At 53.8% G+C, this 22957-nt stretch carries 21 protein-coding genes; 10 read left to right on the top strand and 11 right to left on the bottom strand.

Going from position 1 to position 22957, the window contains the following annotated elements; translation table 11 throughout:
- The first annotated feature begins 284 nt into the window (after positions 1-284).
- Positions 285-1604: a PhoH family protein gene (locus tag HUN04_13765; GenBank protein WDP90704.1), complete on the top strand. Its 1320-nt coding sequence runs from the start codon at positions 285-287 to the stop codon at positions 1602-1604.
- Between the two features lie 120 nt (positions 1605-1724).
- Here HUN04_13765 and HUN04_13760 read toward each other — a convergent pair whose 3' ends face one another.
- The 6 genes from HUN04_13760 to HUN04_13735 form a co-directional block, all read right to left on the bottom strand.
- Positions 1725-1919: a 50S ribosomal protein L28 gene (locus HUN04_13760; protein WDP90703.1), complete on the bottom strand. Its 195-nt coding sequence runs from the start codon at positions 1917-1919 to the stop codon at positions 1725-1727.
- 106 nt (positions 1920-2025) lie between these two features.
- Entirely contained in the window at positions 2026-2712 is a 687-nt protein-coding gene (locus HUN04_13755; GenBank protein WDP90702.1) for an outer membrane protein assembly factor BamD, read from the bottom strand.
- Position 2713: 1 nt separating this feature from the next.
- Positions 2714-3628: a thioredoxin-disulfide reductase gene (gene trxB / locus HUN04_13750; GenBank protein ID WDP90701.1), complete on the bottom strand. Its 915-nt coding sequence runs from the start codon at positions 3626-3628 to the stop codon at positions 2714-2716.
- An 11-nt stretch (positions 3629-3639) separates the two neighbouring features.
- Complete coding sequence (gene trxA / locus HUN04_13745; GenBank protein ID WDP90700.1) at positions 3640-3966, bottom strand: thioredoxin; 327 nt, start codon at positions 3964-3966, stop codon at positions 3640-3642.
- A gap of 258 nt (positions 3967-4224) precedes the next feature.
- Positions 4225-4800, bottom strand: a complete 576-nt coding sequence (locus HUN04_13740; protein ID WDP90699.1) for a rubrerythrin family protein — start codon at positions 4798-4800, stop codon at positions 4225-4227.
- A gap of 58 nt (positions 4801-4858) precedes the next feature.
- Positions 4859-5293 (bottom strand): transcriptional repressor, encoded by a 435-nt coding sequence (locus HUN04_13735; GenBank protein ID WDP90698.1) that lies wholly within the window; start codon positions 5291-5293, stop codon positions 4859-4861.
- Positions 5294-5519: 226 nt separating this feature from the next.
- Between HUN04_13735 and HUN04_13730 the strand changes: the two genes are divergently transcribed.
- Positions 5520-6506: an SUMF1/EgtB/PvdO family nonheme iron enzyme gene (locus HUN04_13730; GenBank protein ID WDP90697.1), complete on the top strand. Its 987-nt coding sequence runs from the start codon at positions 5520-5522 to the stop codon at positions 6504-6506.
- Here HUN04_13730 and aroB read toward each other — a convergent pair.
- Both aroB and aroF read right to left on the bottom strand, forming a co-directional pair.
- Complete coding sequence (gene aroB / locus HUN04_13725; protein WDP90696.1) at positions 6503-7537, bottom strand: 3-dehydroquinate synthase; 1035 nt, start codon at positions 7535-7537, stop codon at positions 6503-6505. The genes HUN04_13730 and aroB overlap by 4 nt on opposite strands.
- A gap of 15 nt (positions 7538-7552) precedes the next feature.
- Complete coding sequence (gene aroF, locus HUN04_13720; protein ID WDP90695.1) at positions 7553-8560, bottom strand: 3-deoxy-7-phosphoheptulonate synthase; 1008 nt, start codon at positions 8558-8560, stop codon at positions 7553-7555.
- Positions 8561-8879: 319 nt separating this feature from the next.
- Between aroF and HUN04_13715 the strand changes: the two genes are divergently transcribed.
- The 5 genes from HUN04_13715 to minE are packed head-to-tail and all read left to right on the top strand — an operon-like array spanning position 8880 to position 12558.
- Entirely contained in the window at positions 8880-9530 is a 651-nt protein-coding gene (locus HUN04_13715) for a response regulator transcription factor (GenBank protein ID WDP90694.1), read from the top strand.
- 41 nt (positions 9531-9571) lie between these two features.
- Entirely contained in the window at positions 9572-10717 is a 1146-nt protein-coding gene (locus HUN04_13710) for a response regulator (GenBank protein ID WDP90693.1), read from the top strand.
- Positions 10718-10732: 15 nt separating this feature from the next.
- Positions 10733-11425 (top strand): septum site-determining protein MinC, encoded by a 693-nt coding sequence (locus tag HUN04_13705; GenBank protein ID WDP90692.1) that lies wholly within the window; start codon positions 10733-10735, stop codon positions 11423-11425.
- A gap of 56 nt (positions 11426-11481) precedes the next feature.
- The gene (gene minD / locus HUN04_13700; protein WDP90691.1) at positions 11482-12279 is read left to right on the top strand and encodes a septum site-determining protein MinD; all 798 of its coding nucleotides are present in this window, start codon (positions 11482-11484) and stop codon (positions 12277-12279) included.
- Positions 12280-12291: 12 nt separating this feature from the next.
- The gene (gene minE / locus HUN04_13695) at positions 12292-12558 is read left to right on the top strand and encodes a cell division topological specificity factor MinE (protein WDP90690.1); all 267 of its coding nucleotides are present in this window, start codon (positions 12292-12294) and stop codon (positions 12556-12558) included.
- 96 nt (positions 12559-12654) lie between these two features.
- Here the strand turns inward: minE and aspS are convergent, their stop codons facing one another.
- Together aspS and HUN04_13685 are read right to left on the bottom strand one after the other, a co-directional pair.
- A complete protein-coding gene (gene aspS / locus HUN04_13690) occupies positions 12655-14442 on the bottom strand; it encodes an aspartate--tRNA ligase (protein ID WDP90689.1) in 1788 nt (595 codons plus the stop codon).
- Positions 14443-14474: 32 nt separating this feature from the next.
- Entirely contained in the window at positions 14475-15731 is a 1257-nt protein-coding gene (locus HUN04_13685; protein WDP90688.1) for a histidine--tRNA ligase, read from the bottom strand.
- Positions 15732-15999: 268 nt separating this feature from the next.
- On the opposite strand from HUN04_13685, the gene HUN04_13680 reads away from it, so the two are divergent.
- Positions 16000-17721, top strand: a complete 1722-nt coding sequence (locus HUN04_13680; GenBank protein WDP90687.1) for a GAF domain-containing protein — start codon at positions 16000-16002, stop codon at positions 17719-17721.
- An 85-nt stretch (positions 17722-17806) separates the two neighbouring features.
- Here HUN04_13680 and hisD read toward each other — a convergent pair whose 3' ends face one another.
- Positions 17807-19102 carry a histidinol dehydrogenase gene (hisD, locus tag HUN04_13675; GenBank protein WDP90686.1) on the bottom strand — a complete coding sequence of 432 codons (1296 nt, stop codon included), beginning with the start codon at positions 19100-19102 and terminating at the stop codon, positions 17807-17809.
- A gap of 252 nt (positions 19103-19354) precedes the next feature.
- Here hisD and HUN04_13670 point away from each other — a divergent pair, with 252 nt between their 5' ends.
- On the top strand, positions 19355-21520 hold the full coding sequence (locus HUN04_13670; GenBank protein WDP90685.1) for a response regulator: 2166 nt from the start codon (positions 19355-19357) through the stop codon (positions 21518-21520).
- Entirely contained in the window at positions 21513-22937 is a 1425-nt protein-coding gene (locus HUN04_13665; protein WDP90684.1) for a sigma-54-dependent Fis family transcriptional regulator, read from the top strand. Before HUN04_13670 ends, HUN04_13665 begins: the two co-directional genes overlap by 8 nt.
- Positions 22938-22957 lie beyond the last annotated feature (20 nt).

Raw genomic sequence — 22957 nt, 5'->3', positions numbered from 1 at the left:
TTTTCCCAATATATTCCTAATCAATTATCTGTAAAATTTGTGTACAAATAGCACTTGAAGAGTTATATGGTAGGTATGGCCGGGTTTGATTATCTTAAATGATGATCATCGGCCCGGTCTGAATATTAACTTCAGCCTGGATCGTTTATGGTAAAGACCCTTTATTTACCAGCCTCCCCCAGAAGACCGGCGAAGAAAGGCCCGGTAACCCTCCCCATCGTCCTTTACTTAAACATCATAAATCCAAATGATGTTCATCCCGAAAATTTAATGTGGAGACCTTTATGAAAAAAAGTTTCATTCTGGACACCAATGTTATCCTCCATGACAGCGCCTGCATTCACCAATTCAAGGACAATGACATTTTTATCCCCATTACGGTGATCGAAGAGCTGGATAAGTTCAAGAAGGGAAATAATGTCATCAATTGCAATGCCAGGGACTTTCTGCGGACCCTGGATGCATTGTCCAGCGACAAAATGCTAAACGGCGGCGTGCCTGTTGCCGACGGTAAAGGCAGCATCGCCATACGGCTGGATACGGCACTGGATCCCATTATCCAGGAGAATTTCAGTGAGATAACCCCGGATATCCGGATTCTGAACATCGCATATTCAATCGCTAAACAAAATAATTTTAAAAACGCAGTCTTTGTGACCAAGGATGTGAACCTGCGGCTAAAGGCCCGGTCCATCGGCCTTAAAACGGAAAACTATAATTCGAAATTTGTGGAAAATATTTCCGAGATGTATACCGGGCTTAAGGTGGTAGAGAACATCGGTTCCCAGGTACTGGATGATTTATACCAGAAGCCCTACGAGGCAGAAACCGACCGGCTGGGGGAAGGGCTTGAATTTTTTTCCAATGAGAATGTAATCCTGAAAAACGGATCAAAGTCGGCGCTGGCCTATTTTGACGGTGGCAGCAGGACCGTAAAGCTTATCCAGCCCAAGATATGTTACGGCATCAAGCCGAGAAACTCCGAGCAGACCTTTGCCCTCAACGCCATGCTTAATCCGGATATCTCTCTGGTCACGGTGTCGGGCAAGGCCGGAACAGGCAAAACCCTGCTGGCACTGGCTGCGGCCCTGGCAAGAAAGCAGTTTTACCGCCAGATCTTCATTGCCCGGCCCGTGGTGCCCCTTAGCAACAAAGATCTTGGATTTTTGCCCGGGGATGTCGCCTCCAAGCTGGACCCCTATATGCAGCCGTTGTACGACAATCTCTCTGTGATTCAGAACCACTTCAACGAAAACGGCACCAACGGGAAGAAAATAAAGGAGCTGATTGAGGAAGAGAAAATTGTGATCACCCCCATCTCATATATCCGGGGACGGTCCATTGTCCGGGTGTTTTTCATCGTTGACGAAGCCCAGAACCTCACCCCCCATGAGGTGAAAACCATTATCACCCGGGCCGGGGAAGGGACCAAAATCGTATTTACCGGGGATATTTTCCAGATTGATCATCCCTACCTGGACAGCCAGACCAACGGGCTGGCCTATATCATTGAGAAGATGAAGGGGCAGAAATTATATGCCCATATCAACCTGGAAAAAGGGGAACGATCAGAATTAGCCGAACTGGCATCTAAAATTTTATAGAGACGGGGACTGACAATATACAAAAACAACAAAAGGTTCCGGTATGCCAGAGACATACCGGAACCCGGTGTTGTTTTTTTGTACTGCCCGGAGTGCCGGACAGATTTTCGTCAGAAGGGCTTAGGAGGCTTTAACGACTTTGCCTGCCTTGATGCAGGAGGTGCATACATCAATTTTTCTGACGCAACCCTGTTTGATCACTGCGCGGACTCTCTGAAGATTGGGGTTGAACCGTCTTTTGTTCAGATTGTGGGCATGGCTGACATTGTTGCCGACCATTGGTTTCTTTCCGCAAATTGCACATTGTTTTGACATTTTTTATACTCCTAACGAAAACGCTTCATCAAAATAATAACCCGAGATAAATACATTAATTTGTTTTAAAAGTAAAGGATTATTATCTTTTTTAGAATTTTTTAATTTAGTCTTCGTTTTTTTCTTTTTCAGCCTGCTCCGCTTCCAGCTTTTTTACCTTTTCGGCCACAGCGGGGATTTTGGCCAGGGCAATCTCGCTCTGCTCTGTGCCCGGGTAGAATTCAACGATATATTCGTATCGTTTCAATGCGGCCTTGTAGGCTTCTGTTTTATTGTAGTGGTCTGCCACGTATAGTTCATGGCCGGCAATGTTGTCTATGCAGGCTTCAATTCGGGCCACCGCTTCCTCTGCCAGTTCATGGTCCGGGAACTGGCGGTACAGGCGCTTAAACAGGGCCATTGCATTTTTTGCCGGAGCGGAATCCCGGTCCACCGTGTCGATCTGTTTGAACCAGCACATGCCCATCTGGTTGATCACGTAGGGAACCGCCTCGTTCTTGGGGTGCATTTTCTCAAACCCCTCATAGGCAACCAGGGCCTCGTCATACTCTTCCAGGTGAAAGTGGGCGTCGGCGACCTTGAGTTCCGCCAGGATGGCGTATTTGCTGAAGGGATACCAGTCCTTCAGGTCGGTATATGCCTTGACGGCATCCTGGTAGTCCTCGTTCATGAAGGCGGCCGCCCCTTCGGCAGCAAGCTGCTGGGCGCTTTTGTTCATCTGACTGGACTCGTCAAACAGGGAACAGCCAGAGAGCAGGATCATGAAGATCCCGATAATAAGCCAATTTTTCATTTTATAAGCTTTCTATATAATGTTCTGCGGAAACCGCTGCAATGGCTCCGTCGCCCACGGCCGTGGATACCTGACGCAGGGGGGTGTTCCTGACATCACCAACGGCATAGACACCGGGGATATTGGTTGCCATGTGGGCGTCGGCAATAATGAATCCGCCTTCATCGGTGGCAACGGCCCCGTTGACAAATTCGGTGTTGGGCAGGATGCCCACCCAGATAAAGCAGCCGTCGGCCTTGATGGTGGATTCCGCGCCGGATTTTACATTTTTGATTTTTACCCCTTCAATGCCGAAGAATCCCTCAACGCCGGTGGCCACCGAATCCCAGATGAATTCGATTTTATCATTGGCAAAGGCCCTTTCCTGAAGGATTTTTGTGGCCCGCAGTTCGTCTCTGCGGTGGACCAGATAAACCTTCTTGGCAAATTTGGTCAGGAAAATGGATTCCTGTACCGCGGTGTCACCGCCGCCGATGGCCACAACGGTTTTATCCCGGAAGAAGGGGCCGTCGCAGGTGGCGCAGAAAGAAATACCTTTGCCCATGTAGCGGTCTTCGCCGATTCCCAGTTTTCTGGGGGAGGCGCCGGTGGCAATGATCAGGGCTTTGGCCTTGATGGATCTGTCCTTGAGAACGATCTCCTTGGTTTCGGCGCTGAGGTTGAGGCTGTGGACTTCGGCGGTTTCGATTTCCAGCCCCAGGTCCATGGCCTGTTTTTTCATTTTTTCCGCCAGATCAAATCCGGAGATGCCTTCAGGGAAACCGGGGTAGTTTTCAATCCAGTCCGTGATAAGAATCTGGCCGCCGGGCACGGCTTTTTCCAGAAGCAGTACCTTCATCCTGGCCCGGGCCGCGTAGAGGCCTGCGGTCAGGCCGGCAGGGCCGGCACCGATAATCACCAGATCATAATCGCTCATTGCAGGTCTCCTTAAAGAACGCTTTTGAGGGTCTCTTCAAGTTTTTCTTTGGCCACCATGCCTGTAATCTGCTCGGCCACCTGGCCGCCTTTGAAAAAGATCAGGGTGGGGATGGCCTGGACGCCGAATTTGCTGGGGCTCAAGGGGTTGTCGTCCACATTGACCTTGGCAAAGGTCATTTTGTCGCCGTACTCTGCGGACAGGGCTTCAACCGTGGGACCAATGGCTTTGCAGGGGCCGCACCAGGGGGCCCAGAAATCCACCATCACGGGTTTGTCTGAGGTTTTTATCATGTTTTCAAAATCGTCGTCGGTCAATTCTATAATATTTTCTGCCATGGCTATTTCCTATTTGAGATTAAAATTGGCTGTAAATATATGTTCATATAAAGTCTTTGTCAATGTTCCCGGAATCAGGACCAACGCTAATTTGTTTATGATTTTAGGCAGTGTATGGCATATATGAGCCGGGATGGGCTGGGGGAGCCGCAAAAAAGAACCCTGGGAGCTGCACCCAGGGGCCGGGGGACCGAATAGCGGCTGTCGCCTCCGGACGCCCCGGTCCGGTGCTTCTAAAGATATTGACGCCGTTTGGGCCTACCAGTTCTCGCCGAGGACTTCAAAGTGGGCCTGGGGATGGGCACAGGCGGGGCACATTTCCGGAGCTTCTTCTCCGTCATGGACATACCCGCAGTTGCGGCAGCGCCAGGTGGTGGATGCGTCTTTTTTGAAAACCTTTCCGGCGTCCACATTGGCCGCCAGTTCTTTGTACCGTTTTTCGTGCTGCTTTTCGGCAATGGCCACCATTTCAAAAACAATAGCGATCTCCTGGAAGCCTTCTTCCCGGGCCACAGCGGCAAAATCCGGGTACATTTTGGTCCATTCGTATTCTTCGCCTGCGGCCGCCTCTTTCAGGTTTTCAAGGGTGCTGCCGATTACGCCGGCAGGGAAGGCGCCTGTGATTTCAACCTCGCCGCCTTCAAGGAATTTGAAAAAGCGTTTGGCATGTTCTTTTTCCTGGTTGGCGGTTTCTGTGAAAATCTCTGAAATCTGGACGTATCCCTCTTTTTTGGCTTTACTGGCAAAATAGGTGTAGCGGTTCCGGGCCTGGGATTCCCCGGCAAATGCGGTGAGAAGATTTTTTTCTGTTTTGGTGCCTTTCAAGCTTGCCATGAATTTGGTCTCCTTAATAGGGTTAGAAGTATTGAATTGCGGTTGCCCGCTTTTCCGGTTAATGGACGCTGCCCTCTTTATGAAGGTGGCGGCACTTATCGCAATACCCGGTCAGGCAGACCCGCTTTCCCGTGACGGTGAATTTATTTTCAATTTCCGGGGAAAGGGGGAGCCGGTCCAGGTCGTCGTCCTTGAAATCAAAGATTTTCCTGCAGGAAACGCAGTAAAAATGGTGGTGGGGATTCCGGTTGGGATCAAAGCGCCTGGGATCCCCGTGTCCTTCCACCACATCGATCATATCGGCCTTGGCAAAGGTAAGCAGGGTTCGGTTTACCGTGTCCAGGCTGATGTTGGGAAACTCCTTTTTCAATTCTTTGTGGATCTGGTCGGCACTGGGGTGGGATAGGGATGAACTCAACGCCTTGTACACCGCCACCCGCTGGGGAGTTATTTTTAGATTATGGGCCTTGCATTGTTCGTAGAATAGATCCAAAGTAATCTCCTGTACCATTTCGTTTTTTTTATTAAATAGGATTTAATCCTATTTGTCAACATTCTTTTTTTCGAAGTTATAAAATTCAGCAGGGGCTCGGTGGTGTGACGCCGCGATTGCAAATCAAAAAGAGTAAGATATTCAGATGGTATTGGACTTATGTTCACTCTATACTATAAACGGGTATTGAAAAAAAGCGATTTGTCTAGACCTGGAAGGGAGTAGAATGATGCGGTGGATAATTTTTTTTACAATTGCCCTGGTTCTGATGGACGGAACCGGGATGTGCAAAGGGCTCCAGGATATTGACGCACTGCTCCGGGCCGCCCGAAGCGGGGATGCCCGGGCCATGTGTGAGTTGGGAACGGCCTATTTCCACGGAAGGGGCGTGCTCAGGGATCCGTTAAAAGCAAAATGCTGGGTAAAGCAGGCCCATGAACGGGGATATGAAAAAGCGGAAAGTATATGGAACCGGCTTGAGTTGTGGAAATATGCTGGCGACTGCAGCCTTGGGTTTGATGAACAGCTTTTGCCCCATCGGCATTCTGGGGACCGGTTCCGGGAACCTGTGACGGGTATGGTTTTTGTCTGGGTGCCGGGTAAATGTTTTAAAATGGGATGCAGTGGCAACGGCGCCGATTGTCCTCGGGATGAGTCCCCGGCCCGCCGGGTCTGCCCTGAGGGATTCTGGATGGGGCAGTACGAGGTGACCCAGGCGCAATGGATGGCGTTGATGCCTGGCAACCCTTCACGGTTCAGGGGGGATGACCTTCCGGTGGAACAGGTTTCGTTTGAGGATGCCAGGGAATTCATTGACAGGCTCAACCGGGAAACCGGTCTGGAATTCGGCCTGCCCACATCGGTTCAGTGGGAATTTGCCTGCAGGAACCGGGGGCGGCGGCCGGCCTATGCCTGGGGAGACGAAGATTTTCGCCCCAAAGCCAATTGCGGCGGCTGCGATGCCGGCCCTTTTAGGGGGCGGACGGCACCGGTGGGCAGTTTCCCGGCCAACGAGATCGGCCTCTATGATATGGGGGGGAATGTCAGGGAGTGGTGCCGCACCCGTATGGATGGCGGCCGACGGCGGGTAGTCCGGGGCGGCTCTCTGGTGGACCCGGTTTCCTCATCCCGTTGCCGGGCCGGGCAGGGCGCCCTGCCCGGAATGAAAACATACTTCACCGGATTCCGGCTGGTTTTAAAATCCCTGGATTAAAAAATGCCGGCTTTGATGAAATTGTTCATTTCTTCAAAGCCGATTTTTTCAACCCGGGCCCGGCCCAGGGCCTCAAGAAATACAAAGAAAAGATGGTCCCCCTGTTTCTTTTTGTCCCTGGAAGCCGCGCTGATGATCTTGTCTGCAGGGAAATCCGCCTGAACCGGCAGCCCGAGTCCCGAGAGCAGATCCTTGATCCGCTCCACATCGGTTGCATGGATGTATCCTTTGTGCTGTGAGAACCGGGCGGCGGCCACCATGCCGGCGGCAACGGCCCGGCCGTGTCCGCTGGGGTCAAGCTTTTCAAAGGCATGGCCGATGGTGTGGCCAAAGTTGAGTTTTCTTCTCTCCCCCCCTTCCCGTTCATCGGCCTGGACCACCTTGGATTTGATATCCACTGAATCAGCCACCAGGCGGAACACCGTATCCCGGTCCAGATCCAGGGCCTTGTCCCTGTTGGCTTCAATGAATTTTAAAAGATTGATATCCTTGATCAGTCCGTGTTTGACAATTTCCGCCAGGCCGTTGGATATTTCTGCTTCCGGCAGGGTGTCCAGCATCTCAATATCGCAGATGACAAATTCCGGCTGGTTGAACACCCCCACCATATTTTTATAGGCGTCCAGATTGACCCCGTTTTTTCCTCCCACGGAGGCATCCACCTGGGAGAGCAGGGAGGTGGAGACAAAACCGAACTTCACCCCGCGCAGAAAGATGGAGGCGGCAAATCCGGTGATATCGCAGACAATGCCGCCGCCGATGCCCAGAATAAAGGAGGACCGGTCGCAGCCCAGGGCCACCAGCTCCTTAAGAATATATTCAACCGTGGCAAGGGTTTTGTTTTTTTCTCCGGTGCCGATGGTGATGACCGGGCCATGGGGGAACCGGCTGCCGTAAAGGCGCTGGATATTTTCATCTGTGACGATGACCGGGGTTACGCCGGCCGGGATGTGCTCCCCTGCCCGGCTGAGGGATTCCCCCACATGGATGAGGGATTTTCCCTGCCGGCCGTCAACGGTGTAGGTTTTCATTTAAAGCGTGTCTCCTTATTCGGCACAGACCGCATGGATGGCATTCATTTTTTTCATCACCCGGGCGAACTGATCGGGGAACAGGGACTGTGCGCCGTCGCTCAGGGCTTCTGCAGGATTGTTGTGGACCTCTATCATCACCCCGTCTGCACCCAGGGCGGCCGAGGCATAGGCCAGGGGCACCACCTGGTCACGGACGCCTGCGGCATGGCTGGGATCCACGATAACGGGCAGGTGGCTCTCCTTTTTGGCTGCCGGCACCACGGAGAGGTCCAGGGTGTTCCGGCTGTGGCGGACAAAGGTTCTCACCCCCCGCTCGCAGAGGATGACGTTGGGGTTGCCCTCTTCCATTATATATTCCGCTGCCATGAGCCACTCCTGCAGCATGGCGGACATGCCCCGCTTGAGGATGACCGGCCGCTTGGACTTGCCTGCCCGGCGGAGCAGGGAAAAGTTCTGCATGTTCCGGGTGCCGATCTGGACCACGTCGGCGTAGGTTTCCACAATATCGAAATTTTCCACATCCATGACCTCTGTGGCCACGGGGAGCCCGGTTTCTTCACGGACTTTTGCCAGGAGTTTGAGCCCTTCTTCGCCCAGCCCCTGGAAAGAATAGGGCGAGGTCCTGGGTTTGAATGCGCCGCCCCTGAACACCAGTGCCCCGGCTTCCTTCACGGACCGGGCAATGGCCATGACCTGGGCTTCGTTTTCAACGGCGCAGGGGCCGGCAATGACAGGCAGGCTGCCGTCACCGAATACGGCATCTCCCACCTTTATATGGGTGTTCTCCTTCTGGAACTCCCGGCTGACAAGTTTATAGGGTTTTGTCACCGGAATGACCTCCTTTACGCCTTCGAGCCCCAGAAAATGGCCGGCATCCACAGAGCCCTTGTTGTGCAGGACACCAATGGATACCCGGTCACCCCCGGGAATGGGCCGGGCTTCGTAGCCCCTTTTTTCAACGGCGTCTACAACCGCTTGAATTTGTAGGTCTAATGTGCCTTTTTCCATTACAATTAACATGATTTCCTCCGATAGGGGTTTTAGCAGCATTCATTGGTTTGGGCAATAAAAAAGGCTGCAGCACTTTGCTGCAGCCAGATCCGTCTATTACTCAAGGTTCATATACAGGTCACGGCTGCAGGTCGGCGGTCCACCACCAGCGCCGGAACCGGAAACCGGAATCCGCAGAATTGATAGCATTGGCTGTTTCTGTGTATAAGAACATCATGATCATTATTTCTACAGCGAGTTTCCGGGGGTGTCAAGGAAAAATGCAATTTATGTTTGATTTTCAGGCGCCTTCATAATAGACTCAGGTCCAAACTATACTTAGGTGCTTATGCAGTTAAACGTCGTTATAGCAGATGACCATGCCATTATCCGGGAAGGGCTCAAAAGCCTGCTGGAAAAAAAAGACATCATGGTTCTGGATATTGCAAAAAACGGCCGGGAGGCCGTGGAAAAAGCCATTTCCCTTGAGCCGGATATTATGATGATGGATATCTCCATGCCTGATCTCAACGGTGTGGAAGCCACCGCCAGAATCCGCCAGGAGGTTCCCCATACCCGGGTGATCGCATTGTCAATGCATTCGGGTAAAAGCATTATCGACCAGATGTTCGCTGCAGGTGCCGCCGGTTATATTTTAAAGGAATCGGCCTTTGAAGAGATTTATGATGCCATCCAAAGCGTCATTCGGGGAAATTATTACCTGACCCCTTCCATTGCCAGGATGTATGTTGACGACCAGGTCATCCGGGGAGGGAACTGGGAAGAGTTGCCCAGGTTTACTAAAATTTCCAAAAAAGAGCGGGAGATTCTCCAGTTGGTGGCTGAAGGGGAAAAAACCAGGGATATTGCCGAAAAGCTGGGGGTGAGCATAAAAACAGTGGAGACCCACAGACGGAATATAATGAAAAAATTGAATATCTTTTCAGTTGCCGGTTTGACCAAATATGCCATCCAGGAAGGCATCATTTCCCTGGATTAACGGGGATGGACTTTAGTTTTTGAGAGTAGGGCAGAAAAGGAATGGAATATATTTCGATTAAGGATGAATCCAGTGACGCGGTAGAGGCCCTGGCCAACGGGATTGCCCATGATGTCAATAATCTGCTGGCCGCCATCAAGGGACATGCCTCTTTAATGATGAGCAGTGTCAATCCTTCGGATCCTCTGTACGGGCATATTACTGAAATCCTCTCGTGCATTGACAAGGGCTCTGAAATCGCCAACCAGCTTCTGGGGTTTGCCCAGGTCGATGCCTTTTACAGCACCCGTATTGATGTCAACCGCCTGGTGCGCTCCGCCGTTGAAAACCTGGACCTCAAGGGGAAGCGGATTATTCTGGATGTGGAACTGGATGCCAGGTCTTTGGTCATCAACGGGGATCCGGACAAAATCAACCAGGTGGTATCGGCGGTGGTGGAAAACGCCCTCCAGGCCATGCCCAACGGGGGCAAGCTGTCTGTTATCACCGAATCCGCCGCCATTTTAAACGGCACGGCAGAGGCCTATGGGGTGGAGACCGGCTATTTTTGCAAGATTACCATCACAGATACCGGCATCGGCATGGATAAGGAGACGCTGGAGAAAATATTCAAACCCTTCTATACGGCGAACCACAAGCAGTTTACTGACAGAAAAGGCCTGGGGCTGACCTTTGCCAGGAAAATTGCCAAAAACCACAAAGGGGTCATTGACGTCTGGAGTTCCCCGGGGGTGGGCTCCTCTTTTTCCATTATACTCCCGCTGTCCGAGCCGGTTGAGTCCGACGATATTCCTTCGGCCCGGGAAAAAATGGCCATGGGAAATGAATCCGTCCTCCTGGTGGATGATGAGGAACGGATCCTCACCGTGGGCCGTGAAATCTGCAAGGCCCTGGGGTACAAGGTGATCACCGCGTGCTCCGGTCAGGAAGCCCTTGCCCTGTATGCTGATAAAAAAGATGAGATCAACCTGGTGGTGCTGGACATGATCATGCCCGGAATGAACGGACTTGAGACCTTTATGGCCCTGAAAAAGATGAACCCCGATATCAAGGTGCTGCTGTCAACGGGTTACGCCATTGACGACAAGGCCCAGGAAATGCTTAAGCAGGGCTGCAAAGGCTATATCCTCAAGCCCTATTCCGTGATTGATTTTTCCCATAAAATCCGTGAAATTCTTGAACAATAACTTTGATGGAATGGAATGATACATTTTGACAATGACGCCCCTGTGAAATTGAAAGGGGCAGGCGGCGGGTTGTGGATCACCATTGACCCCTCCCACCCTGAATCGGTTCTCCTTGCTGAAATTGAACGGTTGATCAAGAAATTGAAACATCTGGCCATCAATGCCGATGTCACTCTGGACGTTGGTGATGCCAGGGGGCAGGAAGACCTGGTCCGGCGCATAAAAAACTATCTTGAAGAAAAATTTGAACTGGGGCGGATTTCGACTTCTCCGAAAAAACGCTCCATCCCCACGGAACGGATCCGGCAAAGGGATCTTTCCAAGGGCTGGAACCACCATAAAAGCGATGTGCTCATGCTCAGGGGGCGGGTCCGTTCGGGCCAGAAAATCAAAGCGGGCAAGCATCTGGTTATTACCGGGGATGTCAATCCCGGTGCAGAGCTCACGGCCGGCGGTGACATCATCGTTTTGGGGCGGCTCTGCGGCAAGGTACACGCCGGATACCCCAACCGGGAAGATGCCATCATATTTGCCCTGGCCTTTGATGCCAGCCATGTGAAAATCGGGCCGGTGTCGGCGGCGGGCAGTGATGAACTCTCCGGGGGAAGAGGCCCTGAGTATGCCTCCCTTGATGGGCGCTCCATCGTGGTAAAGGACTATATGAAGGCGGGGCCGTTCCGGCGGATGCCCTGGCCAGAAGCCATCTGATGGCAGAAAAATATGATACAGATAAATAAAAATAACCAAATATATTGAGGTGTGAATTGGAAGGTAAAATCATTGTCGTAACATCGGGAAAGGGCGGCGTCGGTAAAACAACGGCAACCTCATCCATTGGTGCGGCCCTGGCCCTTGAAGGGAACCGGGTGGCCATCGTGGACATGGATATCGGCCTGAGAAACCTGGATGTGGTCATGGGGCTGGAAAACCGGATCGTATTCAATATCGTGGATGTGGTCCAGGGCCGGTGCAAAATTGAACAGGCTGCCATCCGGGACCGGCGCATCGAAAACCTTTTTCTTATTCCCGCCTCCCAGAGCGACAATAAAGACGTGCTGACCCCTGCGGGGGTGGAGCGGGTGGCCAAAGAGCTGCGTAAAAAATTCGATTATATCATCATGGATTCTCCGGCCGGCATTGAACGGGGATTTGAAAATTCCATCGTGGGCGCCAACGAGGCATTGGTGGTCTGTACTCCGGATGTTTCTGCGGTAAGGGATGCGGACCGGGTCATCGGCCTGCTCTATTCCCGTTCCCTGGAGCCCCGCCTCGTTGTCAACCGCATCGAACCGGCCCGGGTGGAGCGCGGGGAAATGCTCAGCCACGAGGATGTGCTGGAGGTGCTGTCCATCGAACTGGCAGGCCTGGTGCCCATGGATGAGAAGGTGCTGATTTCCTCCAATACCGGCACCCCCCTGGTCCTCCAGAATGATTCCAAGGCCGGCAAGGCCTTCCGCCGCATCGCCCGGCGGCTCAACGGCGAATCCGACATTCCCATTGAGGTGCCCACACATAAGACCAGCATGTGGAACAAAATCAGCAAAACATTCGGGCTAAAATAAGGAGAATTGCACATGCTAAGCGGATTGTTAAAACGGTTTACAGGACAGAAAAAAAGCAGCGAAGCTGCCAAAAAAAGGCTCCAATTCTCTCTTATCTACGACAAACTGGAAGTGAACGACACCACATTGGTCGATCTTCAGACCGATATTGTAAATGTGATTTCAAAGTATTTTGAAATTGACAAGGACGCCCTGGAATTGAAGGTGAAGCGGGACGATGATGTCTCCGCACTGGTATTCAATACCCCCATTCTCCATGTAAAAAGGAAAAAAGCCTAGAGCAGACTTTTTACCCAGGATCGCGAAAAAATAAAAGCGTCCGCCTCCCCGGCAGGGGGAGACGGACGCTTTTTTAGTTTTGACGCAATGTGGAAATTATTCCACGGGTCTTGAGACCTTGATGGCCAGTTCCTGGAGCTGTTTGGGGCCTGCCGGAGACGGCGCCTCGGTAAGTACACAGGTGGCCTTCTGGGTTTTGGGGAAGGCAATGACGTTCCTGATGGAATCTTCCTTGCACAGCAGCATCACCAGGCGGTCCAGGCCGAAGGCCAGTCCGCCGTGGGGGGGCGCCCCTGATTCCAGGGCTTCCAGGAGGAATCCGAATTTTTCCTTGGCCTCTTCCTCGCCGATCCCCAAACAGTTGAGGATCTTGGCCTGGAGTTCGGTGTCGTGGATACGGATGGAGCCGCCGCCGATCTCAATGCCGTTGAGCACCAGGTCGTAGGCCCGTGAGTTGACCTCCAGGGGAGCGGTTTCCAGTTTGTCCAGGTCTGATTCCAGGGGCGCTGTGAATGGATGGTGCAGGGCCTGGTAACGCTTTTCCCCCTCGTCGTATTCAAACATGGGGAAGTGGGTGACCCAGGTGAACTTGTATTCGTTTTCATCGATAAGTCCCAGGCGGCGGCCCAGTTCGTTACGCAGCTGGCCCAGGGCCTCGTTGGTAATCTTGGGCTGGTCGGCCACGAAGAATACAATATCCCCGGGTTCCAGATCCAGGCGTTCCCTCAGTTCCTCCTTTTCCGCGTCGGAGAAGAATTTGGCAATGGGGGACTGCCACTGGTCTTCCTTGATTTTGATCCAGGCCAGGCCCTTGGCCTTGTACACGGCGGCGAACTCGGTGAGTTCGTCGATCTGTTTCCTGGTGAAGTCGGCACAGCCCTTGGCATTGATGGCCTTGACCAGGCCGCCGTTTTTAACCACCGAGGCGAATACCTTGAAATCGGCGTGCTCCACGATGTCAGAGACATTGCAGAGTTCCAGGCCGAATCTCAGGTCGGGCCGGTCCAGGCCGAACCGTTCCATGGCCTCGGCATAGGTGAGGCTGGGGAAGGGCTCGGTGAGATCCATGTCCAAGACATTTTTGAAAATGGTTTTTATCAGCCCTTCGGCAATATCCATGACCTGGGTTTCATCCACAAAGGACATTTCCATATCGATCTGGGTGAATTCCGGCTGGCGGTCGGCCCTCAAGTCCTCGTCCCTGAAGCATTTGACCACCTGGTAATAGCGGTCGAACCCTGCAATCATGAGCAGCTGCTTGAAGAGCTGGGGAGACTGGGGCAGGGCATAGAATTCGCCCTGGTTCACCCTGGAGGGCACCAGGTAGTCCCTTGCCCCTTCCGGGGTGCTTTTGGTGAGAAAGGGGGTTTCAATATCGATGAATCCGTTGCCGTCCAGGTAATTCCGGATGGCCATGGTGGCTTTGTGCCGGGCCAGGATATTGTTTTTCAGCTGGTTGCGGCGCAGGTCCAGGTAGCGGTACTGGAGCCGGATGCTTTCCGAGGCCTCCACCCGGTCTTCAATCTGGAAGGCCGGGGTCTTGGCCCGGGAGAAAATCCGCAGTTCGTCAACCATGATCTCGATGGCGCCGGTTTCCATATTGGGGTTGACCATGTCATCGGGCCTTGCGGCCACACGGCCCCGGATGCCCAGGACATATTCGTTCCTGATTTCCTGGGCTTTGGCATGGACCGCCTCGGATACCAGGGGGTTAAACACGATCTGGGTGATGCCATTCCGGTCCCGCAGATCCACAAAAATAACCCCGCCGTGGTCCCGGCGGTGCTGAACCCATCCCATGAGTACCACTTCCTGTCCCACATGGGCGGCCCCAAGTTCGATGCAGGAGTGTGTCCGTTTCATATCTCCAAGTAAATCAGTCACAATTCTTTCCTTAAATAATTAATTATTGTCTTTTATTTTTTTAACAGGGCCAAAAGCTCAGGCACCAGGTTGTCCAGGAGGATGTCGGTCTGCTCCTTGGTTTCCATATTCCGAAGGATGGCTTTATTTTCTTCCAGTTCGTTGTCCCCGGCAATGAGTACATGGGATGCCCCCGCCTTATTGGCCCGTTTCATAAGGGCCTTCATGCTTTTTCCCCTGAAATCCGTATCCGTGCGCAGCCCCGATTTATTCAGCTCGCAGGACCAGTGGAAACTCTTTTCCAGGGCCGCTTCTCCCAGGGGAACGATGAACAGGTCCGGCCCTTTATTTTCGATGCCCTGGCCCAATTGCTCCATGACCTCCACCAGCCGGTCGAAGCCGATGGCAAAACCGATGGCCGGGGTGGCGGGCCCTCCCAGCTCCTCCACCAGGCGGTCATAGCGCCCCCCGCCGGCAACGGCAGACTGGGCGCCCAGGGCGGTGGTCTGGATTTCCCAGGCCGTTCTGGTGTAATAGTCCAGCCCCCGGACCAGGGTTTTATCGACCTTGAAATCCACCCCTTGTTTTTCCAGTGAGGCCTTTACCTTGGCAAAATGGTCGTCGCAGTCCGGGCAGAGATGGTCCACGGTGGCCGGCGCCCCCTCCAGGGCCTCTCTGCAGGTTTCCGACTTGCAGTCCAGGATCCGCAGGGGATTTTTTTCGATCCTGCGGCGGCAGTTTTCGCAGAGCGCCTCTTTTCTTTCCCCCAGAAAATCCAGCAGGGCCTGCTGGAATGCCGGGCGGCAATCCGGACACCCCAGGCTGTTAATGTGTGCTGACAGCCCCGTCAATCCCAGGCGTTTGAATAATTCGTTGAGCAGGAATATCAATTCGCTGTCAACATAGGGGGACGCAATGCCGAACACCTCGGCGTCGATCTGGTAGAACTGGCGGTATCTGCCCTTCTGGGGGCGTTCCCGCCTGAACATGGGGCCGACGAGAAAAAATTTCCGGACCGGATCCGACGCATACATCTTATGCTGGATATAGGACCGGCAGATGGAGGCGGTGGCTTCGGGCCTCAGGGTCAGCTTGTCCCCTTTCCGGTCTTCAAAGGTGTACATTTCCTTTTCAACGATGTCGGTGGTCTCTCCGATACTCCTGGCAAAAAGTCCGGTTTTTTCCAGCACCGGAATCCGGATTTCATTGTATCCGAAGGCGCTGAACAGGGCGGCGGCCTCCTGTTCCACCCGCTGCCACAGGGCGATGTTTTCCGGCAATATATCTCTAAACCCGCGTATGGTCTGCATTTTGTCCATTTTTAATCTTTTTAAATTTATAGTTTGCTGCAAAATATACAAACGACATATATAGATTAAAATCAGTGTCTTAGTCAATATCTAATCCCGCCGTGTTCGAGATTATAGGTTGCGGGATTAATTTTTGGTTATTTTTGAGAAATTAAGTATATAAAATAAAATTTTTTTGGTAGAATGCAATTTTTCCGGCCAGAATGTCTTTAATTCACAGCTGGCCATGTATTCCGGTACCAAACCAAGGTGTTAAATCAGGTGCATCATGAGTGATAAACCCAATTACCAATCCCTTGAACAGCAGATTAAACGACTGGAGCAGACCGTCGCCAGAGTCCGGCGGGCCGAAGCGGTCAACAAAACACTTTTCCATATCGCCAGCGCCCTGAATACCAGTGCGACGCTCCAGGACCTTTACCGTTCCATCCACAGGCACCTCTCTTCCCTGATGGATATGACCAATTTTTTTATTGCGGTCTATTACAAGGATAAGAACGCCATCCAGTATGTCTTCCGAAGGGATGAGGCAGCGGATTTTTCTCCCAAGTGGATTTACAATTTCAGTGAAAACCCCTCCCTCACCGGAGATGTTATTTTAAGCCGGGCCCCCCTGCTCCTGGATGAAGGCCAGCTCGATGAACTGGGGGCAAAAGGTAGGGTTCTGGGCCGGCTGCCCAAAAACTGGCTGGGCGTCCCCCTGATGATCCATGGGGATATCCTGGGGGTCATGGCCGTGAAGAGCTATACCAATCCCATCAAGTACAACCAGGATCACGTGGAACTGCTCAGCTTTGTTTCGGAAACCATTGCCGTGGCCATTGAAAAAAAACGGGCTGAAAATGAGCTCAAACAGGCCCGGAAAAAACTGATCCGCTCCCAGAAACTGGAGGCCATCGGCACCCTGGCCGGGGGCATTGCCCATGACTTTAACAACACCCTGTCCATCACCCTGGGCAATATCAACCTGGCCCAGATGATCGCCAATTCAGATCCCATTAAAGAATACCTGGCCGATGCCGAGCAATCGGTACTCCAGGCAAAGGAATTGGCATCCAAGTTTGTGGTTTTCTCCAAGGGCGGCGGTATTCATGTTAAGTCCCATATTGAGGTCCAGGGCTTCATCAAAACGATTCTGGGGGAGTTGAAAAAGGAAAAGGGCATCGACTGTCGTCTAAAAATTCGGGACCTGCCGCCGGTGATGGAGGCGGACCAGGACCAGCTCCGGGAGGCGGTGAAAAATATTGTTATCAATGGGGCTGAAGCCTGTGGCATGGCCGGGCAGATCCGGGTGGCGGCCGGTATTCATCCGGACAAGCACGGAATGATCATGATCTCCGTTACCGACCACGGCCGGGGCATTTCCGATGAAAATATCGAAAAGGTTTTCGATCCTTATTTTTCCACCAAACCCATGGGCAATAACAAGGGTACGGGCTTGGGGCTTTCAATTGCCTGGGCCATCGTGAAAAACCACCAGGGAACCATTGCCGTTGAATCCAGCCCGGGACAGGGCACCCGGGTGGACATCATTCTGCCGGTATTCCAGAAGGAAAGCCCTGGAACCAAATCCGCTGTTGCCGCCGCAGACAAGCCCCCGCTCCCCAGGCCCGCCGCCCGGAAGCCCCTGGTGCTCTTTATGGATGACGATGTGATGATCCTTGAAATCACCAAAAAGATTCTTGAGCGCCTGGGGTACGAGCCCGTGCTGGCCAGGAACGGGGAAGAGGCCGTTGAAAAATACCAGTCCTGCCTGGTGGCCGGCAAAATCATCGGCAAGGTGATCCTGGACCTGGAGGTCAAGCGGGGCATGGGCGGGGTGGAAACCATGGAAAGGCTTTTGGCCCTGAACCCGGGCATCAAAGGCATTGTCGCCTCTGGCTATTCAGAGGACCCGGCCATGGAGGAGTATGCCGGTTTCGGATTTTCCGCGGCCCTGTCCAAACCCTTTTCCATTGAGACCCTGAAACGGGCCCTTAAAGATTTATAACACCGGAGTCTTAAAAAACTAAGGGGCAGAAAGCCGTCTGCCGGCCTCTGCCCCTTATCTGCCCCCGGCAATAAAGCTGGGGTGTCTATTTCCTCACTTTAACCGAATTGGCATGGGCATCCAGCCCCTCGGTCATGGCCAGTTTGATCACATCGTCGGCCTCTTCCTTAAAGGCGGTTTCAGAGTAATGGATCAGGCTGGTTTTCTTTGTAAAATGCTCCACGCTCAGGGCGGAGGAGAACCGGGCCGTTCCCGCCGTGGGCAGGACATGGTTGGGGCCGGCAATATAATCGCCCATGGGCTCCGGCGTGTAGGGGCCCACAAAGAGGGCGCCGGCGTTCCTGATCCGGTCGATATAGTCAAAGGGGGCATCCACGATGATCTCAAGGTGCTCCGGCGCCAGGCGGTTGGAGAGTTCGATGCCGGTTTCGATGTCCGGCACCACCATGATGGCCCCGAAATTATTAATGGCCTCTCTAGCAATTTCTTTTCTGGACAGCTTGGCCATCTGGGCCTCAAGGGCCGGCACCACCCGGTCGGCAAGTTCCCTTGAATCCGTCACCAGGATGGCCGAGGCCAGCAGGTCATGCTCGGCCTGGGAGAGCAGGTCGGCTGCCACGCATTCGGGATTGGCCCCCTTGTCCGCAATGATGAGGATTTCGCTGGGGCCGGCGATCATATCAATGCCCACGGTGCCTGAAACGATTTTTTTGGCCAGGGTCACATAGATATTGCCCGGGCCCACAATCACATCCACCCGGGGCACCTGTTCGGTCCCGTAGGCAAGCGCCCCGATGGCCCAGGCCGACCCGGCCTTGAATACTGAATTTATGCCCACGGCCCTGGCCGCCGCCAGGATATGGGGGTTGATCTTTCCATCGGCCATGGGCGGGGTCATGAGGCTGATGGAATCAACCCCGGCCACCTTGGCCGGAATCCCGCCCATGAGAACGGAGGAAACCAGGGGGGTTTTGCCGCCCTTGGCCCCCGGTGCATATATCCCTGCCGCCTCCACCGGTTTGACCATCTGTCCCACCATCACTCCGTTTCTGGGGGTATCGATCCAGGAGTTTTCCCGCTGGCGGGAGTGAAAGGCGGTGAGCTGTTCCACAGACCGGTCCAGGGCCCGGAGAAACTCCGGCTCCATCTGGGCCAGGGCTTCTTCAAATTCTTCTTCGGTCACCTTGAGGTTGTCCAGGGTCACGGCAGGAGAGTCAAATTTATTGGTATACTCAATCAGCGCCTCGTCCCCCCTGGCCTTCACATCATCCAGATAAGCCTGGACATTGTCATGGTCTTCTTTGGAAAACCCAAGTCCTCTGTCAATGGTATCCTGAACTCTTTTTTCCGCTTCCTGTGACGGGTAATCAAATATTTTCATGGCAAATCTTCTTATCTTGTCCTGTTTATGATGGTGTCCCCGGGTCTCTTCCCCGAAAATAAGCAAACTTTACATATAACAGAATCTGGAGCGGAAGGCAAAACATTGAAAACTAAATTTTTTAATTATAAAAAAGCGGTGACTGATATTCGAATGAATTTGGATCGGGCAACAAAAGAGTCGCCCGGATCGGATGAATAGGATATAACCCAAGGATAATTGTCATCGAATATACCCAGGAATAACGATACGATGTCAGGTCCCAAAGCTGAACCGTCTGAAAATAGAGAATTTGTGCATCAGGGCAGTGTCTGGCATAAGCCCAGGATTATGGTGTTGCTGCTGGCCGTGAGCATCGCCGGGCTGGGCGCCCTCTTCTTCTCCGTCTACTCCCAGGTCTCCGACCGTATCCGCATGGACCGGCAGATCCTTATGACGGAGACTGCCGGACTGCTTACGGCCCGGATTGACGAGTGGCTGGATAAGAATGTCCGGGCGCTCAGGGCCGCATCCCGGCAGTCCGGGATTATTTCAATGGATCCGGCGGCCCAGTCCGGGATACTCAATGCCGTCCAGCGGGAGTATCCATGGATCTACCTGGTCTTTACCCTGGATGAAGAGGGCAAAAACATTGCCCGCAGCGACGGGGGCCGTCTCAAGGATTATTCCGACCGGGAGTATTTCCGCCGTCTGAAGGAGGGGGCCCCCCTTTCCTGGCAGACCCTGGTAGGCAAGACCTCCAAGCGGCCTGCATTGGTGCTGGCCCTACCCATCGTGAAGGCGGGGCGGTTTGCCGGTGTGATTGCTGCGGCCATGACCCGGGATGCCATTTCCGGGTCGGTGACGGCACGGCAGATGGGAAATTCCGGCTATGCCTTTCTTTTGGATGACCAGGCCAAGGTCATTGCCCATCCCGATCCCCAGGCGGTGATATCGGAAAAGACCTTCGACCGGCACAGGCTCCTTGAATTGAAAGATTCCGATGGCCTGCTGGCCTATGAGGATGAGGTCGGTACCCCTAAAATAGGGGTGGTCCGTGAAAACCGGCTGGGCTGGCACTTGATCCTGGAACAGGATTGTAAAGAGGCGTTCAGGGAACTCTACCGCTTTCAGCGGTTCATGGTTCTGGTTTTCGGGCTGATGGTGGTCATGGTCCTGGTCATTGCATGGCTGTTTGCCCGGCTTTCGGTGTCGCCGGTTCTCAGGATGATTTCCGCGGGCCAGCGCCGGGAGGAGGACCTGGAAAATCAACTCCAGAAAGTCCGGAAGATGGAAGCGCTGGGCACCTTTGCCGGCGGGATCGCCCATGATTTCAACAATATTCTGGGGGCCATCACCACCTGCAGTGAACTGGCCATTGAGGATGTGGATGAAACCAATCCGGCCCATGAAGACCTCAAGCATATCCTCAAAGCCGCCATCCGGGGTAAAAAGCTGGTCAAGCAGATTCTGGAATACAGCCGGAGCCGGAATACCCGGCACAAACCCGTGAAGCTCCACCGCATCATTCTGGAATGCCTGGACCTGTTCAAGTCCTTTAAACCCGCCGAGATTGAGGTGAAACTCAATATTGCCTCCAAGCTGGACTTTATCCTGGCCGACCCCACCCAGCTTCACCAGGTGATCATGAATTTATTGCTCAACGCCGAGCATGCCATGGCCGGCCGGGCAGGCATCCTGTCCATTGAACTGACACGTGAAGATGAGGCGCCGGACAGGGAAGGCAGGGCCGTGGAACTGCCCCAGGGACCCTATCTTCACCTGGCCGTCTCCGATACGGGCTGCGGCATGGACGAGCATGTGCTGGAGCGGATGTTCGACCCCTTTTATACTACCCATATGAATACCGGGGGAACAGGTCTCGGGCTTGCCATGAGCGATGCCATCATCCGAAGGCATAAGGGGCTGATAACTGCGGAAAGCCGGATTTCAAAGGGGAGCACCTTTCATATTTATCTGCCCTGCATCGGCCATGATGATGTGCTGGAGGAAGAGGACAAGGACGAACCTGTGGCTGCCGGCGGAGATGAAAAGATTCTTTTTGTTGATGATGATGAACACATGGTCTACTCTTCGTCCCGGATGCTCCGGCGCCTGGGATACCGGGTGACAACGGCGGAAAATGCAATGAAGGCCCTGGCCCTGTTCAAGGAAAATCCCGGCCGCTTCGATCTGGTGATCACCGACCGGGTGATGCCCGGGCGGAACGGGGTGGAGCTGGCCCACGATATCCGGCAGATCCGTCCGGATATTCCCATTATTTTGTGTTCGGGCTTTTTTAATAAAAAGGATGATGAATTCCTGGATACGGATTACGATATTGACGGGCTGATTGACGAGACCGTATCCAAGCCATTTGAAATCAAACCCATGAGTATGCTGATCCGTGAGGTGCTGGACAGGAGGACCAATGAATAAAGAGGCTGCCGGACAGGTACTGGTCATAGATGACGATCCGGATTTCTGCTATGCCGTCAACCGGATTCTGGGCCGCCTGGGACATGGATCCACCACCGTGGATACCCTGGCATCCGCCCGGCAGGCCGTTGTCTCGGCAGATTTCAGCCTGGTACTTCTGGATGTGGGGCTGCCGGACGGATCCGGCCTGGACCTGCTGCCGGAACTCAAGGGACTGCCGGCGGATCCCGAGGTGGTCATCATCACCGGGGCAGGGGATGCACGGGGGGCAGAACTGGCCATACTAAACGGGGCATGGAGCTATATTGAAAAAACCGCCTCGGCAAAGGAGATTTCCCTGGCGGTGTCCCGGGCCCTCCAGTACCGGGAGGAGCGCCTGAAAGCCCGGCGCCCGGACCTGGTCACCAGCCTGAAACGGGAACAGATAATCGGCAGCAGCCCCAGGATGAAACAGGCCCTGGATGAGGTGGCAAAAGCGTCGGCCTGCGATGCCGGGCTCCTCATCACCGGGGAGACGGGCACGGGAAAAGAACTCTTTGCCCGGGCCGTTCATATGAATTCCAGGCGGCGGGACCACGAGCTTGTGGTGGTGGACTGCGCCGCCCTGCCCGAAACCCTGGGGGAGAATCTGCTCTTCGGCCATAAAAAAGGGGTGTACACCGGAGCGGACGCCAGCCGGGACGGCCTGATCAAGGCCGCCCACCAGGGCAGCCTTTTTCTGGACGAGGTGGGGGAACTTCCCCTGGGCCTTCAGAAAATCCTGCTCCGGGTGCTCCAGGAAAAACGGTTCCGGCCATTGGGGCAGGACCGGGAGGTGTTCAGCGATTTCAGGCTCATTGCCGCCACCAACCGGGATCTCGGCAAAATGGCGGAAGAGGGCAGGTTCAGAAAGGACCTGCTGTTCAGGATAAAGTCCCTTCACATTGAGCTGCCACCCCTCAGTGACCGGGGCGGAGATATCAAGCGCCTGGCCCGGCATTACCTGGACCGTTATTGCGATGCCCAGGCCGTGGATTCCAAAGGGATGTCTTCGGATTTTACCGAGGTGGTCTCCGCCTACAGCTGGCCCGGCAATGTCCGGGAACTGGCCCATGCCATGGAGCATGTGGTCATCGCCGCCATGACCTCACCCATTGTTTTTTCATCCCACCTGCCCGCATCCCTGAGGGCGGCCGTGGCCAAGGCGGGATTTACCGCCGCCGTAGCCGGAGAGGCAGGTCAGGAAGAGGGGTACGGCCCTGGCCCCATGCCCTCCTTATCAGAATACCGGGACCGGATGGTGGCGCTTTACGAAGAGAAATACCTCAGGGACCTGTTGAACCGGTCGGCAGATATCAAATCCGCCTGCCGCGTCTCCGGCCTCTCCCGGTCCAGGCTCTACGCCCTGCTCAAAAAATACGGGATTTCCGCAAAATAAAAAGGGTACCATGGCGGGGG

This window comes from Desulfobacter sp., assembly GCA_028768525.1.
Lineage (GTDB): Bacteria > Desulfobacterota > Desulfobacteria > Desulfobacterales > Desulfobacteraceae > Desulfobacter.
The sequence above is the reverse complement of the archived record's forward strand: the minus strand, read 5'-3'. Positions and strand labels throughout refer to the sequence as shown.